General features: G+C 63.3%; 17 protein-coding genes. 14 read left to right on the forward strand and 3 right to left on the reverse strand.

Annotation, left to right across the window (positions count from 1 at the left end):
- Positions 1–110 precede the first annotated feature (110 nt).
- The 4 genes from AC3WQS_RS07365 to AC3WQS_RS07380 all read left to right on the forward strand — a co-directional run bounded on the left by AC3WQS_RS07365 (position 111) and on the right by AC3WQS_RS07380 (position 3,394).
- Positions 111–686, forward strand: coding sequence for an HdeD family acid-resistance protein (locus tag AC3WQS_RS07365; RefSeq protein WP_003941007.1), 576 nt, complete (start codon positions 111–113; stop codon positions 684–686).
- Positions 687–760: 74 nt separating this feature from the next.
- A complete protein-coding gene (locus AC3WQS_RS07370; protein WP_021343702.1) occupies positions 761–1,327 on the forward strand; it encodes a PH domain-containing protein in 567 nt (188 codons plus the stop codon).
- Positions 1,328–1,364: 37 nt separating this feature from the next.
- Entirely contained in the window at positions 1,365–2,045 is a 681-nt protein-coding gene (locus AC3WQS_RS07375; RefSeq protein WP_003940916.1) for a response regulator transcription factor, read from the forward strand.
- A gap of 26 nt (positions 2,046–2,071) precedes the next feature.
- A complete protein-coding gene (locus tag AC3WQS_RS07380; protein WP_019747754.1) occupies positions 2,072–3,394 on the forward strand; it encodes a sensor histidine kinase in 1,323 nt (440 codons plus the stop codon).
- Between the two features lie 26 nt (positions 3,395–3,420).
- Here AC3WQS_RS07380 and AC3WQS_RS07385 read toward each other — a convergent pair whose 3' ends face one another.
- Entirely contained in the window at positions 3,421–4,038 is a 618-nt protein-coding gene (locus tag AC3WQS_RS07385; RefSeq protein ID WP_021332550.1) for a GtrA family protein, read from the reverse strand.
- A 191-nt stretch (positions 4,039–4,229) separates the two neighbouring features.
- Here AC3WQS_RS07385 and AC3WQS_RS07390 point away from each other — a divergent pair, with 191 nt between their 5' ends.
- The 7 genes from AC3WQS_RS07390 (at position 4,230) to AC3WQS_RS07420 (ending at position 11,640) form a co-directional block, all read left to right on the forward strand.
- Entirely contained in the window at positions 4,230–5,429 is a 1,200-nt protein-coding gene (locus AC3WQS_RS07390; RefSeq protein WP_020907084.1) for a 5-(carboxyamino)imidazole ribonucleotide synthase, read from the forward strand.
- Positions 5,413–5,925 (forward strand): 5-(carboxyamino)imidazole ribonucleotide mutase, encoded by a 513-nt coding sequence (purE, locus tag AC3WQS_RS07395; protein ID WP_047890252.1) that lies wholly within the window; start codon positions 5,413–5,415, stop codon positions 5,923–5,925. Before AC3WQS_RS07390 ends, purE begins: the two co-directional genes overlap by 17 nt.
- Before the next feature lie 7 nt (positions 5,926–5,932).
- Positions 5,933–6,310: a hypothetical protein gene (locus tag AC3WQS_RS07400; RefSeq protein WP_020907086.1), complete on the forward strand. Its 378-nt coding sequence runs from the start codon at positions 5,933–5,935 to the stop codon at positions 6,308–6,310.
- A gap of 35 nt (positions 6,311–6,345) precedes the next feature.
- A complete protein-coding gene (locus AC3WQS_RS07405; RefSeq protein ID WP_019747758.1) occupies positions 6,346–7,533 on the forward strand; it encodes a sensor histidine kinase in 1,188 nt (395 codons plus the stop codon).
- Between the two features lie 35 nt (positions 7,534–7,568).
- A complete protein-coding gene (locus AC3WQS_RS07410) occupies positions 7,569–8,261 on the forward strand; it encodes a response regulator (RefSeq protein WP_019747759.1) in 693 nt (230 codons plus the stop codon).
- Between the two features lie 134 nt (positions 8,262–8,395).
- Entirely contained in the window at positions 8,396–9,193 is a 798-nt protein-coding gene (locus AC3WQS_RS07415; RefSeq protein ID WP_021343705.1) for an ABC transporter ATP-binding protein, read from the forward strand.
- Positions 9,190–11,640: an ABC transporter permease gene (locus AC3WQS_RS07420; RefSeq protein ID WP_031333156.1), complete on the forward strand. Its 2,451-nt coding sequence runs from the start codon at positions 9,190–9,192 to the stop codon at positions 11,638–11,640. The genes AC3WQS_RS07415 and AC3WQS_RS07420 overlap by 4 nt, the downstream gene beginning before the upstream one ends.
- Before the next feature lie 3 nt (positions 11,641–11,643).
- Here the strand turns inward: AC3WQS_RS07420 and AC3WQS_RS07425 are convergent, their stop codons facing one another.
- The gene (locus AC3WQS_RS07425) at positions 11,644–12,357 is read right to left on the reverse strand and encodes a TIGR03089 family protein (protein WP_019747762.1); all 714 of its coding nucleotides are present in this window, start codon (positions 12,355–12,357) and stop codon (positions 11,644–11,646) included.
- A 53-nt stretch (positions 12,358–12,410) separates the two neighbouring features.
- Positions 12,411–13,943: an LCP family protein gene (locus AC3WQS_RS07430; protein ID WP_473242978.1), complete on the reverse strand. Its 1,533-nt coding sequence runs from the start codon at positions 13,941–13,943 to the stop codon at positions 12,411–12,413.
- A 66-nt stretch (positions 13,944–14,009) separates the two neighbouring features.
- Here AC3WQS_RS07430 and rfbD point away from each other — a divergent pair, with 66 nt between their 5' ends.
- Genes rfbD through manB form a run of 3 tightly spaced genes read left to right on the forward strand, consistent with a single transcriptional unit; the run spans position 14,010 to position 16,886 of the window.
- Positions 14,010–14,849 (forward strand): dTDP-4-dehydrorhamnose reductase, encoded by an 840-nt coding sequence (gene rfbD / locus AC3WQS_RS07435; protein WP_020907092.1) that lies wholly within the window; start codon positions 14,010–14,012, stop codon positions 14,847–14,849.
- Positions 14,850–14,892: 43 nt separating this feature from the next.
- Entirely contained in the window at positions 14,893–15,807 is a 915-nt protein-coding gene (locus AC3WQS_RS07440) for a glycosyltransferase family 2 protein (protein WP_019747765.1), read from the forward strand.
- Entirely contained in the window at positions 15,804–16,886 is a 1,083-nt protein-coding gene (gene manB, locus AC3WQS_RS07445) for a mannose-1-phosphate guanylyltransferase (protein WP_019747766.1), read from the forward strand. The genes AC3WQS_RS07440 and manB overlap by 4 nt, the downstream gene beginning before the upstream one ends.
- The last annotated feature ends 13 nt before the right edge of the window (positions 16,887–16,899 follow it).

Below are 16,899 nucleotides of genomic sequence, written 5' to 3' on the forward strand. Positions count from 1 at the left end.
GGATTTTCTGGCACCAAAGTGCTAATTTTTGGCCCTGGCCGGTTTTCGAACCAACCGTCCGTCCTTCATTTCATTTAACTGCGGGATTTACTGAGCTGCCTAGGGGCGTCATGACCACACCGATCGTTGTTCCGACCGAAGCCGAGACGGCCGAGAGCGCTCGCCGCGTACTCACCGGTGTGACGGTGCTGCTCGGTGTCCTCACATTGGGCCTGGGTATCGCCGTACTCGCATGGCCGGATGCCACCCTTTTCGTGGTCGCGGTGGTAATTGCGATTCAGTTGTTCGGATTCGGAATCGTCCAGATCATCCGTTCGTTCGCGGACGTGACGGCTTCGGGTGGAACTCGGACGCTTGTCGCGATCTCCGGCGCGTTGGCAGTGCTCCTCGGATTCCTGGTTCTCCGTAGCCCTTTGCAGACGGTGGTTCTGATCGCATTGGTGATCGGTGCCTGGTGGGTATTCCGTGGCGTTCTCGATCTGGTCGACGCGGCGTCCGGGCACACCGTCGATCGCGGTCTGTCGATCGTGCTCGGAGTCATCAGCATCGTCGCGGGTGCAATCGTCCTTCTGCAGCCCGAACTCTCGCTCGACGTCTTCCGCATCGTGGTCGGCGTGTGGATGGTGCTGTACGGCATCATCATCGTCGTGACCCCGTTGGTGCTGCGAAAGATCGCGCAGCCCTGAGCGTTGCCCTGAACGTGGGTGTGCCTGAAAGTCGGTGTGCCTGAAAGTCGGTGCGGGATGGCAGACTTCCCGTCATGGGATATCCCGAAGACGCCCTCGCTCAGGACGAGGAACTGATACTGCATCGCCATCCTCATTGGAAGATGTTGGTGCTTCCGGCGCTGACGTTCGTGCTTGCGACGGCCGTCGCCGGGTTCTTGTTGGGCCTCGCACAGACGAGATTGGACGGCACGGCTCGCACCGTGTCGTCCATCGCCATCGGAATCATCTGGCTCGGTGTCGTGGCCTGGCGATCGGTTGCGCCGTTCACGGTCTGGAAGTTCACGCATTTCATCGTCACCGATCGGCGAGTGCTCATACGCCACGGAGTGCTCACGCATACCGGTATCGACATCCCCATGGGGCGGATCAGCAATGTTCAGTTCCGCCACGGCTTGATCGATCGAATGCTCAAGACCGGAACTCTGGTCATCGCCTCTGCCAGTGACGATCCGCTCGAGTTCGACGACATTCCTGACGTCGAGCACGTTCACGCCCTGCTGTATCACCAGGTTTTCGATTCCATGCAGCAGCCACCATCGCAGCCACCGCAGCGGCCGGCGGGTGAAAACGACGACCCGAACGATCGAAATGGCTGGTAATCAACGTGCAAAGGCGTGTTGTCCGTAGTCTGTTCGTGTGACTGCCGTATTGCTAGCCGAAGACGACGAGGCCATTGCCGCACCCCTCTCCCGCGCACTTGGGCGTGAAGGGTATTCGGTGACGGTCGAACCGACCGGACCCGCTGCGTTGCAGCAGGCGCTCGAAGGTGATTTCGATCTGTTGATTCTCGATCTCGGCCTTCCGGGCATGGACGGCCTCGAGGTCTGTCGACAGATTCGTGCGCATCGCACCTCGCTCGCCGTGCTGATGTTGACCGCCAGAACCGACGAAGTCGACTTCGTGGTCGGGTTGGACGCCGGCGCAGACGACTACGTCAGCAAGCCGTTTCGTCTCGCCGAGTTGATGGCACGTGTGCGAGCACTCCTGCGTCGCCACGGTGGCCGCGAGGACACGATCGTCGAGGTCGGTGGCATCAGGCTCGAGCCCGCGGCACGACGCGTACTCGTCAACGGCTCCGAAATCGCCTTGGCCAACAAGGAATACGAACTTCTGCGGGTCCTCCTCGAACATGCCGGGGAAGTAGTATCGCGCGATACGATCCTTCGTGAGGTGTGGGGCGACGTCGAGCTTCGTGGATCGAAGACGCTCGACATGCACATGTCGTGGCTGCGCCGCAAGATCGGTGACGAGGGCCCCGCTGTGGAACGCAGAATTGCCACCGTCCGCGGTGTCGGTTTCCGAATCAACACCGACTAACTTCTCGAGAATCAGGAACTGCCGGCATGCGGCGTCGCATATTGCAGTCGATTCTCGCTGTCGTGATCATGACGGCGTTGCTGCTGGGAGTTCCGCTGATCTACACGGCGTGGCTCTGGGTGGAGGACGTGACGCGAAGTGATCTCCGGGTGCGCCTCGACCGGATGGCCGCTGAGGTCATCGCGCAAGAGGGGACGAACGGGCTCGTCGAAGGTGCGTTGAACACCGATTCGCTCAAGGTTCTCACCCCGAACGACGGGCGCCTCGTCGTCGTGTATCCGACCGTCGTCGACGGCGCTGCACGCGTCGACGTCGGTGAGGCGACGGTCAAGAACGCACTCGTCGAATCGCTCGCGATGGGAACGTCCGGCTCGTTGCGCCTCGAGGTGCCGTCGGAGAACTTGCGCACCCAGCAGAAGCAAGCGGTGATGGCCGTCGGTGTGCTCGTGCTTCTGTCCATCACGGCAGGCACCGTGGTCGCTGTGGTCACTGCACGTCGGCTTGCCGATCCGCTGCAGGATGTGGCCGACCGGGCGGCACGCCTCGCCGAAGGTGACTTCCGGCCGGATCCTCGTCGGCACGACATCCCCGAACTGGACCGCGTGTCCGACGTCCTCGACGCGGCAACTGTGGAGATTTCGGTGCGGCTGCAACGAGAGCGCGCGCTGGTTGCGGACGTCTCGCATCAACTGCGCAGTCGACTGACTGCAGTGCGGCTGCGCCTGGACGAGTTGTCCGTTCACGAAGATCCTGACGTCGTGAACGAGGCCGAGGAAGCCATGGCGCAAGTGGACAGGCTCACCGACGGAATCGACGACCTGATTCGCTCGTCGCGCACCAGTGGGTCATCGGCGAGTCTGGTGTCGGTAGTCGGCGAGCTGGAACAGGTGACCCGCGACTGGCAGGCTCAGTTCGACGGAGAGGGACGCAGGCTCCGCCTACGCGGCGATCGCGCGGTGATGGCCGCGACCACAGGTTCGCGTCTGCGTGAAGCTGTTTCCGTGCTGGTCGACAATTCGTTCGAACACGGTGAAGGTACGTGCACGGTGTCTGTCCGATTGATCGACGGTACCGGTCGCAGTTCGTCTCGTCGTGACTCGATGGTGTGCGTCGAGGTCACCGATGAAGGCTCGGGCGTGGAGAACGACCTTGCACCGCACATCTTCGACAGAGGATTTTCGGGGGCCGGGTCCACCGGCGTCGGGTTGGCACTCGCACGTGCACTGATCGAAGCCGACGGGGGCCGACTGGAACTGCAGAGGCGTAAGCCTGCCTTGTTCGCGGTCTTCCTGCCGGTGGCCAACACTGCGCCGACCGCGGACGTCGTTCCGCACCGCGAACCGCGCTGACCGAAAGGCTCGCGCAGACGGAAAACTCAGGAGTGCCCGAGCTCCTCTTCGGCATCAGGAATGACCGGGTCAGGCGCTGTGGTTTCGGATAACGCCGTGGTTTCGGATAACGCTGTGGTTTCGGACAATCCTGTGGTGTCGGACAGTTCGAGCGGTTCCGGATTCTCGTCGGGAAACACGAACTTGCGGAAGGCCCAGAATCGGAACGCCATCTGCAGCAGGTTGCCGATGACATATGCACTGATGAAGTCGGCGATGTTCTCCGTCGCCAAGCTGACTTCGGGTACACGCAGGTTGAAGACGTAACTGGAGATGTAGAGCGGGATGAAGCTGATGACGACGCCGATGGCGCTGATGATGAAGAACAGAGCAGCTTCGTGCGCTGGCTCACGGCCACCACGGTTCTTGAACGACCACTCGCGGTTGAGAATGTACGACGCGATCACCGCGACGACGCCGGCGATGATCTTGGCCGTGATCGGCTTGGATTCGAGGATCGACAGCTTGAGTGTGTAGAAGATGCCCGAGTCGATCAGGAAGGTAGTTCCGCCGACGATCGCGAATTTGATCAGCTCGCTGTGACGCAGAGCGATGTCACGAAACGGTTGGGGTATGCGGGCAATGACCCCGTCGACAAATGGCACAACAGATGAGTTTACGAAACGAAACCGCGTTACCACCAATTTGCCGCGGATTCATCAGCAGAATCACAGATTGGGAACGCTGAATGAACGGGCGAACGCGGCACATGACAACATAGAGAGCCGTGACCGGCAACAACGATCCCGCGCAGATCCCCGCCCGCCCGACCACCCCTCGACCGGCAAAAGCATCCATGCCCGTCGTCACCATGATCGGTGGCGGACAGTTGGCCAGGATGACTCACCAGGCGGCGGTGGCCCTGGGCCAGACGCTCCGAGTGCTCTCCGGGACTGCGGACGAGCCGGCAGCTCAGGTCAGCCCCGATGTCGTGCTCGGTAGCCACACCGACCTCGACGCTCTTCGCCGCGCAGCGGTCGGTTCCAACGCGTTGACGTTCGACCACGAGCACGTGCCGACCGAACATCTCGAGGTTCTTGTTGCCGAAGGCGTGAACGTTCAGCCTCCGCCGCAGGCTCTGATCTTCGCTCAGGACAAATTGCTGATGCGTCGCAAACTTGCCGAACTGGGCGCACCTGTACCCGCGTACGCCGAAGTGACGTGGGCGGAAGACGTCGTGCGTTTCGGTGCCGAACACGGTTGGCCGCTTGTCATCAAGGCAACCCGCGGAGGCTACGACGGCCGGGGCGTCTGGATCACCGATGATCAGGACGAAGCAGAAGCCATTGTCACCGAGCAGTTGGACAAGGGTGTTCCGCTGATCGTCGAGGAAATGGTCTCGATGCGTCGGGAACTGTCTGCCATGGTTGCGCGGTCGCCGTTCGGACAGGGCGCTACGTGGCCGGTCGTAGAGACCGTTCAGCGCAACGGCCAGTGCGCCGTCGTGATCGCACCTGCCCCCGCCCTTTCGAGTGCCGTTGCCGAGGAAGCCGAACAATTGGCGCTACGCATCGCTTCCGAGTTGGGTGTCGTCGGCTCGATGGCCGTCGAACTCTTCGAGACGACTGACGGCACTCTCGTGGTCAACGAGCTGGCAATGCGCCCGCACAACTCCGGTCACTGGACGATGGACGGCGCACGCACCTCTCAGTTCGAACAGCATCTGCGTGCCGTTCTCGACTACCCGCTCGGCGACACCTCGCCGATCGCGCCGGTCACGGTGATGGCAAACGTTCTGGGTGCGCCGGAAGCGCCCGAGATGACGATGGACGAGCGTGTCCATCACCTCTTCGCGCGGATGCCCGATGCGAAGATCCACCTGTACGGCAAGGGTGAGCGCAAGGATCGCAAGATCGGCCACGTCAACATCGTCGGCGGCGCCGGATCCATCGACGACCCGAATTACGTTGCCGCAGTTCGGGAACGCGCCGAGCGCGCAGCACATTGGCTTTCGTATGCAGTTTGGACCGACGGATGGGATGTACACGGTGAGTGAGAGCGCGCAGGTCGGCCTGATCATGGGCAGCGATTCGGATTGGCCGATCATGGAAGCTGCAGCCGAAGCTCTGGCCGAGTTCGGTATCCGGTTCGAGGTCGGTGTCGTCTCGGCGCATCGCACGCCTCAGCGGATGCTCGACTACGCCAAGGAAGCCGCGGGCCGCGGAATCAAGGTCATCATCGCCGGTGCCGGTGGCGCCGCGCACCTTCCGGGCATGGTTGCCTCGGCTACGCCGTTGCCGGTCATCGGTGTTCCGGTGCCGCTCAAGTACCTCGACGGTATGGATTCACTCCTCTCGATCGTGCAGATGCCGGCCGGCGTCCCGGTGGCGACGGTCTCGATCGGCGGCGCTCGCAACGCCGGTCTGTTGGCTGCTCGGATCCTCGGCGCTTCGGATCCCGCACTGCAGCAGCGGATGGTGGCTTTCCAGGAGAGCCTCGAGGCGATGGTGCTCGACAAGGACAAGGCGCTTCGCGAGAAACTGCTGGGCTGATCTTCTCGTGTGCGCACGGCGTGGGCTGCCGCTGATCCGAGCGAGTCGGGGCAGCGCGCAGTCCGCATTCGTCACTCGCGTCGCGCTGTTCTACGCCGGGATTCTCGGCGCGGACATCCGCTTCGACGACGAGTCCGGGATCTTTGTCGCTTCCGGGCTGCGCGGCGGGTTCGCCAGAGGCGGAACAACTCTCGGTGGTGTGTACCTCACCCGGCGAAACACGACTCGATCCGTCCTTCGCCACGAGGCCGTTCACGCGGACCAATGGGCCAGGTACGGAATCGTATTCGGGCTGCTGTACCTGCGTGAGGAGTTGCGTCATCGCGGTCCGCGGAACCGATTCGAAATCGAGGCCGGTCTCGAAGACGGCGGTTACCGCACCTGAGTGAAAGCTCGTCAGTAAAAGCTACTCTTGGCGGCATGGCTCGTTTTCCGACTAGTGAACGCTTCGTCCGCTGGAGCGCGGAACATGCTCGCGGTGTGGACATCTGCATTGCGACGGTTGCCGCACTGTTCAGCGTTGTCGTTGCGGTCGAGGCGAGTCCGCTGGCGGTGTTCGTCTCGCTGGGTATGACCGTTCCGTTGGCATGGCGACGCTCGCGCCCCGAACTCTCCGGCATGGTGATCGCAGGGTTCGCAGTTCTACACGTGATCTTCATCGGCAACACACTGCTCGCATCGGCCGTTGTCGTGCCCATCTCCCTGTACGCGCTGGCCGCCTATGGCGCTCGGTGGAGTTCGCTCACCGGCCTGGTGCTCGCGTTGCTCGGCTCGATTGCCGGAACTGTTCGATACTTCGGCTACGACGGAATCCCGGTGTCTTCGCAGGTCATGCAGTCCGTGGCCGTCATGATCTTCATGCTCGCGGTCTGGGCGTTCGGTGATTTGCGTCGAGTTCGCACCAAACAATTGGAAGGTCTGACCGAGCGCGCACGGTTGCTCGAACTCGAGCGTGCGCAGGAAGCGGAAATCGCGACGATCAGCGAACGCTCGAGGATTGCGCGCGAGATGCACGACATCGTCGCGCATTCGTTGACCGTTGTCATCGCTCAGGCTGACGGCGGACGCTACAGCGCGGCCAAGGATCCTCAGGCTGCAATCCAGGCGCTCGAAACCATTGCCTCCACCGGTCGCCAAGCGTTGACCGACATGCGATCGCTTCTGTCCGTCCTGCGTGAGGACACGCCCCGGGATTTCTCGGTGATCCCGGGCGCCGGTGATATCGACAGTCTCTTCCACGAGTTACGCAGCAGCGGACTCGACATCGCCGTCAGTGTGACCGGTGAACCACGCGAACTCTCTGCGGGTGCGGGGTTGACGGCCTATCGCATCGTCCAGGAATCGCTGACGAACGTTCTCAAACATGCGGGGCCAGGAGCACAGGCGAGCGTCGAGATGACTTGGGCTGAAACCGAACTCGTTCTCGGCATCACCGACGACGGACGAGGCGGCAGCGCCGCGCTGGTCGAATCGTCACCAGGCGGGCAGGGCCTGATCGGAATGGCCGAGCGCGCCAAACTGCACGGAGGCAAAGTAACCGCCGGGCCGAAATCAGGCGGCGGATACAGTGTCCGGGCCGTCCTGCCGTATGAACGAACGTCTGGGTAGGTCTTGAAACGTCTGAAGGTCTTAAGGTGAGTGGCATGGACGAACACGTGGCTCCGATCGCAGTGGCACTGATCGACGATCAGCAGCTGGTCCGCGCAGGTTTTCGAATGGTCATCGACTCGCAGCCGGATTTGTCCGTGGTGGTCGAGGCTTCGGACGGTCAGCAGGCCTTGACCGAGTTGGCGGCCCGTCATGTCGACGTCGTCCTGATGGATGTCCAGATGCCGAAGATGGACGGCATCGAGGCGACCCGTCGGCTCCTGGCCGACCCCGATGCGCCGAAGGTCGTGGTGCTCACCACCTTCGACAACGACGAGTACGTGATGTCGGCAATCAGGGCGGGCGCCAGCGGCTTCCTGCTCAAGGACGTGCCACCGGAACAGTTGCTCGACGCCATCCGCACCGTGCATCGCGGGGACGCGGTGATCGAAGCTCGGGCCACTCGGCGACTGCTTCAGCACGTCGGACCTCTCCTGGAAGGTTCGGCGCCCGAATCGCAGTTGCCCGAAGAGCTGACACCGCGCGAGGTCGAGGTGCTCGAGGCCATGGCGTACGGGCTGTCGAATTCGGAGATCGCCGCAAAATTCCACGTCTCCGAAACGACAGTGAAAACCCATGTCGGACGGGTTCTTTCGAAGACTCATTCACGTGATCGTGTGCAGGCCGTCGTCTTTGCCTTCCAGATCGGACTTGTCCGGCGCGCAGATCTCCTGGGAACCGAGGGCTGACGCGCAGCCCTGTTCAGTCCTACCCCGGGATGACACCGGGCTCTCCAAGATCGCCCCGCGCTCCGACGCGGAGACCACTTGCGCTGCAATAACGTCGATTCCGTCATAGCGAGAAGCTTTACGGAGGGCAAAAAATGCATGCGCACACCACGACGGAACCAGCCGCAGTGCCGGCGATCACTGCCCGCGGTGTCACCAAGGTGTACGGCACCGGTGAGACCACGGTTCACGCGCTCGGCGGGGTCGACGTGGACTTCGGTCGTGAGCGGTTCACCGCGATCATGGGCCCGTCCGGCTCCGGAAAGTCGACGCTCATGCACTGTCTGGCCGGGCTCGACACGGTTTCGGGCGGACAGGTCTTCCTGGGCGACACCGAAGTCACGAAACTCGGCGACACGGAACTCACCGAACTTCGACGCGAGCGAATCGGATTCGTCTTCCAAGCGTTCAACCTGCTGCCGGTGCTCACTGCTCGGGAGAACATGCTGCTGCCGATGAAGCTGGCGGGTAGTGAACCCTCGCCCGAGTGGATGGACGAGGTGATCGGGAAACTGGGCCTGTCGAAGCGCCTCGACCACCTGCCGCACGAGTTGTCCGGTGGTCAGCAGCAGCGTGTAGCTGTCGCCCGCGCACTACTGCCGCAGCCCGACGTGATTTTTGCCGACGAGCCCACGGGAAATTTGGATTCCCGTTCCGGGACCGAGGTTCTGGGCCTCTTGCGCACCAGTGTTCGGGAGACCGGTCAGACGGTTGTCATGGTGACACACGATCCGGTGGCGGCGTCGTATGCGGACCGAGTCGTGTTGATCGCGGACGGGTGTATTGCCGGAGAGATCGACCGTCCCACCGTCGACTCGGTGATCGGTGCCATGCGAGCACTCGGTGCCGACGACCTGGCTGATGTTCCTGCAGTTTCGGGTGCACTGCGATGAGGGGTCTGGCCTTTGCCCAGGCGCGGGCACATGCCGGGCGCTATGTGGCTTCGATACTCGCCGTGGTGATCGCAGTCGGATACATCGTCGCGACTTTGACATTGAGCTCGACGGTCGATGCGAGTGTGAGTAAATCACTTGCGACGCAATACGAAACCACGGATGTCGTCGCCTCCGGTCCAGGCGTGACGGAAGCACTGCTGAGTGCGGTGCCGGGCGTCTCGGCAGTCGCCGACGACGTGTCGACGTATGTTCGCGTCGACTCCGAGGCAAAGGGCGCGTCCTACGGGGATGCTCTCTCGATCGCCGACAATCCCGAATTGCGTTGGGAGAACTTGTCGGAGGGTTCGCTTCCGGCCGGTCTGGGGCAGGTGTTGGTGAGCGCGGACTCCGGGATACCGACGGGTGCCCGAATCGCTGTCACGGCAAGGGATTCGACGGTCGGTGCCGCTGCGCCCACCGCGCAGGTGGTCGGGCTGGTCGATCTCTCCGGTTCGGCGCAACGACTGGGCGGGATCAAGATATTCACCACCGCCGAGCAGGTGAGCGCGTGGGCCGGGGACAGCGCCAAACGTGAGTTCCGTGTCGCCGGTGACGGTTCGCGCTCTCAGCAACAACTCGTGGATTCGATCGCGAGCGCGTTGCCCGCGGACTCCACCGTGTTGACGGGAGAAGAAGCCACCGACAACGCGGCAGCGGAATACATGGGTGGCACCAAGATCCTCAGCACGGTGTTGCTCGCCTTCGGTGCCATTGCCGTTGTTGTTGCCGCGCTGGTGATCGCCAATACGTTTGCCGTTCTGCTCGCCGCGCGCACTCAGGAACTCGCGTTGCTGCGATGCGTCGGCGCCACAGCCAAACAGGTTCGCCGGAGCATTCGCAGCGAAGCCGCTGCGGTCGGCGTGATCGCCTCGGTGATCGGCGTCGGACTCGGTGTCGGACTTGCCTGGGCGATCGGTCGCGTAGCAACGGCCGCAGATGTGCCGGTGCCTCTTTCGTCACTGAGCGTCACCCCGGTGACCGTGCTGGTCGGTCTTGCCGTTGGCATCGTGATGACGATGCTCGCTGCATCTGCGCCCGGGCGGGCGGCAACGAGGCTCTCCCCGCTCGCGGCACTGCAGCCGATGGAGTCCAAGCCCGAGAGCGTTCAGGTATCGGTCGTGCGCCGGGTTCTGGGCGTCGTGATACTGCTCGCGGGCATCGCGATGACCGTCCTGGGAGTGACGAATCAGCAGGTGCCGGCGGCGACTGCCGGTGGACTCTTTTCGTTCCTGGGGATCGCAGCACTGTCCGGGCGAATCGTGCCCGCGCTGATCAATGCCGCCGGCGGAGTGCTGGCGAGACTGATCGGTCCGGTGGGAAGCCTGGCAGCAGGCAACGCCGGTCGGAACCCACGCCGGACCTCGGCGACAGCCACGGCCCTGTTGATCGGTGTGGCCTTGACGAGCACGCTCGTCGTGGGAATCGCGACGGTCAAGGAAGCCGCACCTGCGGCGATGGACAGTCAATTCCCCGTCGACGTCATGGTGAGCAGTTCCGGTTCGGCACCGCTTCCCGCAGGGTTGGGCACAGACATCGCCGCGGTCAACGGCGTCGGCGCGGTGAGCGGTCTGGACAAGGCCGAACTGACGATCGACGGGCGCGGTTCGTTGACCGGATTCGGCGTCGACGCTGCCCAGGTGAAAGATGTTCTGCGTACCGAGATCTCGGTACCCGCGGCCGGTCAGTTGGTGCTCTCGCCCGCTGACCTGACCGAATACAAACTCTCGGTGGGCGAGACGGCGACGGTGCGCGGAGATCGCGGTGCCGTCAACGTCAGCGTGGTCGAGGGTGTGAAAGGTCAACCAGCGCTGTTGGATCGAGGCGATCTGGGTGCAGCGGCCACTGCGCCGACCACCGATTCCTACTGGGTCAGGTTGGGGACGGACACCGACGAAGAGGCGCTCGCTGCCACCGACCGCATCACCGAACTGGCACGCCAGGAAGCTCCGGGCAGCGATGTTCAAGGAATGACCGAAATGCGCTCGGCTCTCGATTCGATCCTCGACACCATGCTCATGGTGGTTGCCGGGTTGCTGTCGGTAGCGGTGTTGATCGCTCTGATCGGGGTGGGAAACACCATGGCACTGTCGGTTCTCGAACGGCGCCGCGAATCCGGACTGCTTCGCGCACTCGGACTGACCAAGAAGGGAATTCGAGCCATGTTGATCTGGGAAGCACTGCTGGTGGCAGGAGTTGCATCGGTGATCGGAGTGCTGTTCGGGATGGTGTTCGGTGTAGCCGGTACCGCCTCGGTGTTCGGGATCGAGGACGTCGCCCTCAGCGCAGTGCCGTGGGCGCAATTGGTAGCCATCGTGTTGATCGGCGGAATCTGCGGTGTGATCGCGTCACTGCTCCCCGCTAGGAGGGCGGGGCTGGTGTCACCGGTGACAGCTCTCGCGAGCTAGCGTTCAGAACTGCTTCGTGACCTTCTCGGTGCCCACTCGGCGCGCGGTAGCTTCCGCGTCCGGGTGGGCTACCTGCACGAGTGAGGCGCCCGCGGCGAGAACGGCCAGAAGCCCGTCGATCAATTCGTCTGCCGTGTCCCACGTGCGGCTGGAGAGGACACGATCCGTCGACGCCAATTCGACGTTCTTCGACGATGCCCGTGCGGCGTCGATCGTGTCCGCTACGGACCGGCCTTCCAGCGCCGAACCGGCTCCGGCGCTACGGAACTGGTCGCCGTGGACACGAATGGAGGTTGCGTAGTCGGCGACGCCGAGCGGAAGATCGCTCAAACCTTTGCCGAACGCGTCGAGTGAGAGTGCGGCTACTTCCGGTACGTCCGCAACATCGTCCAGACGGTCGGCAGTGACAAAAGCCAGTTCGGCGTCGGCGTCGGGGGAGAGGACGACCTCACCGCCTGCCCACCACACACCCAGCAAGACGGCGACGCTCTGCCAGTGCGCGGGAAGCAGCACGGCAACTTTGCCGCCGGGCTCGAGGGCGAACTCGTCCCGAACCATGTTCGCTGTCTTTGCCGCCCAGTTGGCCAGAGTGCTCGCAGACAATTCGATGCGCTCGCCGGTGGCGTCGTCGTAGTAGGTCACGCGAGGGCCGGCCGGGTCGGCAGCCAGGATCGGTCCGAGGAGGGCGTCGGTCAGGTTGTCTACAGGCGAAGGCACGTAATCAGCTTACGCAGCCGTCCAGTTCACACCGCTTTCAGTTCACACAGTTTTCAGTTGACACAGCGCGGGCCGTTGGAGGCTGCGTCGATCGGCGGACCGGGAGGGGCAGGGGTGGGACTGGTCTCGGTGGTGCTCGCCGATTCAGTCGTGCTTGTCGCGCCTTCGGACGGGGATACCGCGTCCGCGGATTGCGGTCCGCTGTAGTCCTCGGCAATGACAACCCGAACCTTGCCCGAGGACAATGACGAATCCGCCTTGACCGTCAGACCGCCGAGTGCCTCGGCCACCGCGAGTGTAGCGTCGTCGTCCGCGGACTTTGCGAACACCGTCGATTCGGAGACGTCGGAGCCGGTGTTGTTGCCGACCTGTCCCTGCTTGTACCCGAGGGCACTCAATGCCTCGGAAACCCCGCTGGCCAACCCCGCGACGTCACTGGCATTAGCGACGTCGACCGTGATCGAGGATGCATTCACGGTGGTCGGTGCCTCGGAGGTCTCCTCCGAGTCCTCGCTGTCGGCGCCGACCAATCCGGCGATGTACTTCTTGACGGCCTTGGGATCGACCTTGACGATGGACTCGCCGTAATCGGTCATGCCGTTGATGTCGAGAACGGGAATGGTCTCGAATTGCACCTTTCCGCCGGCCAGATTCTGCAACTGCTTGGCGAATTCGATGATGTCCCAGTCGTCGTCGATGACGACGGAACGCTGAACGGCCGAGGTCAACTGACTGAGCTTGCCCGGGTCACTGAGGGTTTTTGCGCTCAGTACCTTACTGACGAGGGACGCCATGAACACCTGCTGGCGCACGATCCGGTCCAGGTCGCCGCGAGGAAGGTCGTGTCGTTGTCGCACGAAGCTCAGCGCGTCGGCGCCGTCGAGTGTCTGTTTCCCGGCTGCGAAGTTGGCTCCGGACATCGGTTCGTCGACTGGCGCGTTGAGGCAGACGTCGACTCCGCCCACTGCGTTGGTCAGCAGGACGAATCCGAGTAGACCGACTTCGGCGTAGTGATCGACGGTGATGCCGGTCAGATTTCCTACCGCTCCGATGAGCGCGGTCCGGCCGGCTTCCGTCGACTTCTTGTCTGCGTCGCTGTCGGACGACCCGTTGTTGACCAACTTCAGTCGCTCGGTTTCCTTGGTGGCACCGAACGCGGCGTTGATCTTCGACATACCGATACCGGGGACGTTGACGTACGCGTCTCGGGGAATCGAGATCGCGGTTGCCGAACTTCCGTCATTGGGGACGCGGATCAAGATGATGGTGTCGGTGTTGGACGCAACTTCCTCACCAGCGCGCAACGAGTCGAGCTCGCTTTGTGAGAGCGGGTTGCCGTGTGCGTCGGTGCGACTGTCGGTTCCCACCATCAGAATGTCGATGGCTCCGTCCTTGCCCCCACCGAGGCCGAGTCCGCTTGCAGTGGCAAGGCTGTTTCTCAACGAGTCCACACCTCGCCATGCGAACCCGGTGACCAGCAGTACGAGCACGGAGAGCACCGCGACCGCTATGCGAGCCGGGCTCGTCTTGGTCCGAATCGGCGCAGGTCGTGGACGCGCGCGGCGCTGCGGTTGCTGGTGGGACACCCCTTCAGGTTACTGGTCCGATGCTCGGCCGCGGGTACCTCGACGCGGCGTGCCAGACTCAACCATGTGACGAATATCCTGCTCACCGGCGCCCGAGGGCAGCTCGGAACACGTATCGATGCTCTCGCAACGTCGGCGGGTCACACTGTGACGGCCGTCGGTTCCCGCGAGCTCGACATCACAGACAGTCGCGCGGTCGACGACTTCGTCTCGCCCGATTCGGTGCTGATCAACTGCGCTGCGTACACGGCAGTAGATGCCGCCGAGACAGACCAGGAGGCAGCGAGGGCGGTCAACGAGATCGGACCGCTGAATCTCGCGCGAGCGTGTGCGCGTGCCGGTTCGCGGTTGATCCACGTTTCGACGGACTACGTCTTTCCGGGTGACGCGAGCACTCCATACGACGTCGATGCACCGACCGGTCCCGCGACGGTCTACGGCCGAACCAAGCTGGACGGCGAGATCGCAGTACGAGAGTCGGGCGCCGACGTGGCCGTTGTCCGTACCGCGTGGGTGTATTCGGGTGTCGGTACGGATTTTGTCGCCACGATGCGCAGGCTCGAAGCCGAACGAGAATTCGTGAACGTCGTGGACGACCAGATCGGGTCACCCACGTACAGCGTCGATCTGGCCGGCGGCATCGTCGAACTCGCGCTGCGGGACTTCACGGGTGCGTCGACATTCCACCTGACCAACGGCGGGCAAGCCAGTTGGTACGAGTTGGCGCGAGCGGTGTTCGAGGAGATCGGAGCAGACCCGGCGCGGGTGCGCCCGTGCAGCAGCGCGGACTTCGTGCGCCCTGCGCCCCGCCCGGCATATTCGGTTTTGTCCGAGCGCGCGTGGGTTACCGCGGGAATGACGCCGCTGCGTCCGTGGCGAGAGGCTCTGCACGCCGCTCTGGCGTGAGCATTGTTCGGGGCAGTGCCCGTGGGCGGCTAGGCTGACCGGCGTGAGTCCCAAGCTGGCCGTGGTAACGGTGACGTACTCCCCAGGCGAGCATCTCGAGAATTTCTTGAGCACGCTCGCCGCGGCGACGACAGAAAAACCCCAGGTCATCATGGCCGACAACGGGTCGACCGATGGTGCGCCGGAGGCGGCGGATGCCAAGTACGAGCATGTTCGTCTGCTTCGTACAGGGGGAAACATCGGCTACGGCGGAGCGATAAATCGGGCTGTGGCGGAGATCGATTCGTCGATCGAATTTGTCGTGATTTCCAATCCTGACGTCCAATGGGCACCCGGTTCACTCGACGAATTGGTCGCTGCGGCAAATCGGTGGCCAAGGGCCGGTGCACTGGGGCCGAAGGTCCTCGAACCGGACGGCAGCGTCTATCCGTCGGCACGAACGGTGCCCGACATCACCTCGGGCGTCGGGCACGCGTTGCTCGGCACCGTGTGGCCGAAGAACCCGTGGACTGCCCGTTACCGTCAGGAGAACGAGGCCGTCACCGAGCGCTCCGTCGGTTGGCTTTCCGGGTCGTGCCTGTTGGTCCGACGTGATGCCTTCGACGCCATCTCCGGGTTCGACTCGCGATACTTCATGTACATGGAGGACGTCGATTTCGGTGATCGCCTCGGAAAAGCCGGGTGGCTCAATGTCTTTGTTCCCTCCGCTGTCGTGACCCATGCCAAAGGCCATGCGGCAGGCCGGCATCCGGAACTGATGCTGCCCGCTCATCATCGCAGCGCATACCAGTTCCAGGCTGATCGTCATCCGCATTGGTGGCAGGCTCCGCTGCGACTTGCCTTGCGCGGTGGCCTGGCCGTGCGGTCCAAGATCGCCGTAGCTTCTGCTGTTCGCGAGCGCGCTCGCACCGACGACTCGACCGACAACCCATCAGTTTCGAACCACGGGGGAAAATGATGTCCGATCCGAATCCGACCGACGCCGTAATCCTGGTAGGCGGCAAGGGCACTCGGCTGCGTCCGTTGACGCTGTCGGCGCCCAAGCCGATGCTTCCGACCGCCGGCCTTCCGTTCCTGACGCATCTGCTTGCCAGGATCGAGGCTGCCGGTATCAAGCACGTGGTGCTCGGAACATCTTTCAAGGCAGAGGTATTCGAGGACTACTTCGGCGACGGCTCCAAGATGGGGCTCGAGATCGACTACGTCTTCGAGACCGAGCCGCTGGGCACCGGTGGCGGAATCCGCAACGTACTCCCGAAGTTGCGCGGCGACAACGTCATGGTGTTCAACGGTGACGTGCTCGGTGGCACCGACCTGAACGCCATTCTCGAGACCCACGAGAAGACGGACGCCGACGTGACACTTCACCTGGTTCGTGTGGGAGACCCGCGTGCATTCGGTTGTGTTCCGACCGACGAGGACGGACGAGTCTCGGCATTCCTGGAGAAGACCCAGGATCCGCCGACGGATCAGATCAACGCCGGCTGCTACGTCTTCAAGCGCGAGATCATCGAACAGATCCCGGAGGGACGACCGGTATCGGTCGAGCGCGAGGTGTTCCCGAATCTCCTGGCCGAGGGCAAGCGGGTGTTCGGCCACGTCGACTCGTCGTACTGGCGTGACATGGGAACCCCCGAGGACTTCGTTCGCGGTTCCGCCGACCTGGTGCGAGGCATCGCGCCTTCGCCGGCTCTCGAAGGTCCGCGCGGCGAGTCGCTCGTTCACCCCGGGGCGGGAATTGCGCCTGGCGCCGTCCTGATCGGCGGCACGGTTGTCGGCCGTGGCGCAGAAGTCGGCGCAGGTGCGCGCCTCGACGGTGCGATTCTCTTCGACGGCGCCGTTGTGGAAGCCGGTGCGGTAGTCGAACGATCGATCCTCGGATTCGGCGTCCGTATCGGACCACGAGCACTGGTCCGCGACGCCGTCATCGGAGACGGCGCGGACATCGGTGCGCGGTGCGAATTGTTGCGCGGCGCACGTGTGTGGCCGGGGGTGACGCTGCCGGACGGTGGCGTGCGCTTCAGCACAGATGTGTGATCGTTAGCTGACC

The organism is Rhodococcus sp. FW305-130, assembly GCF_058788335.1.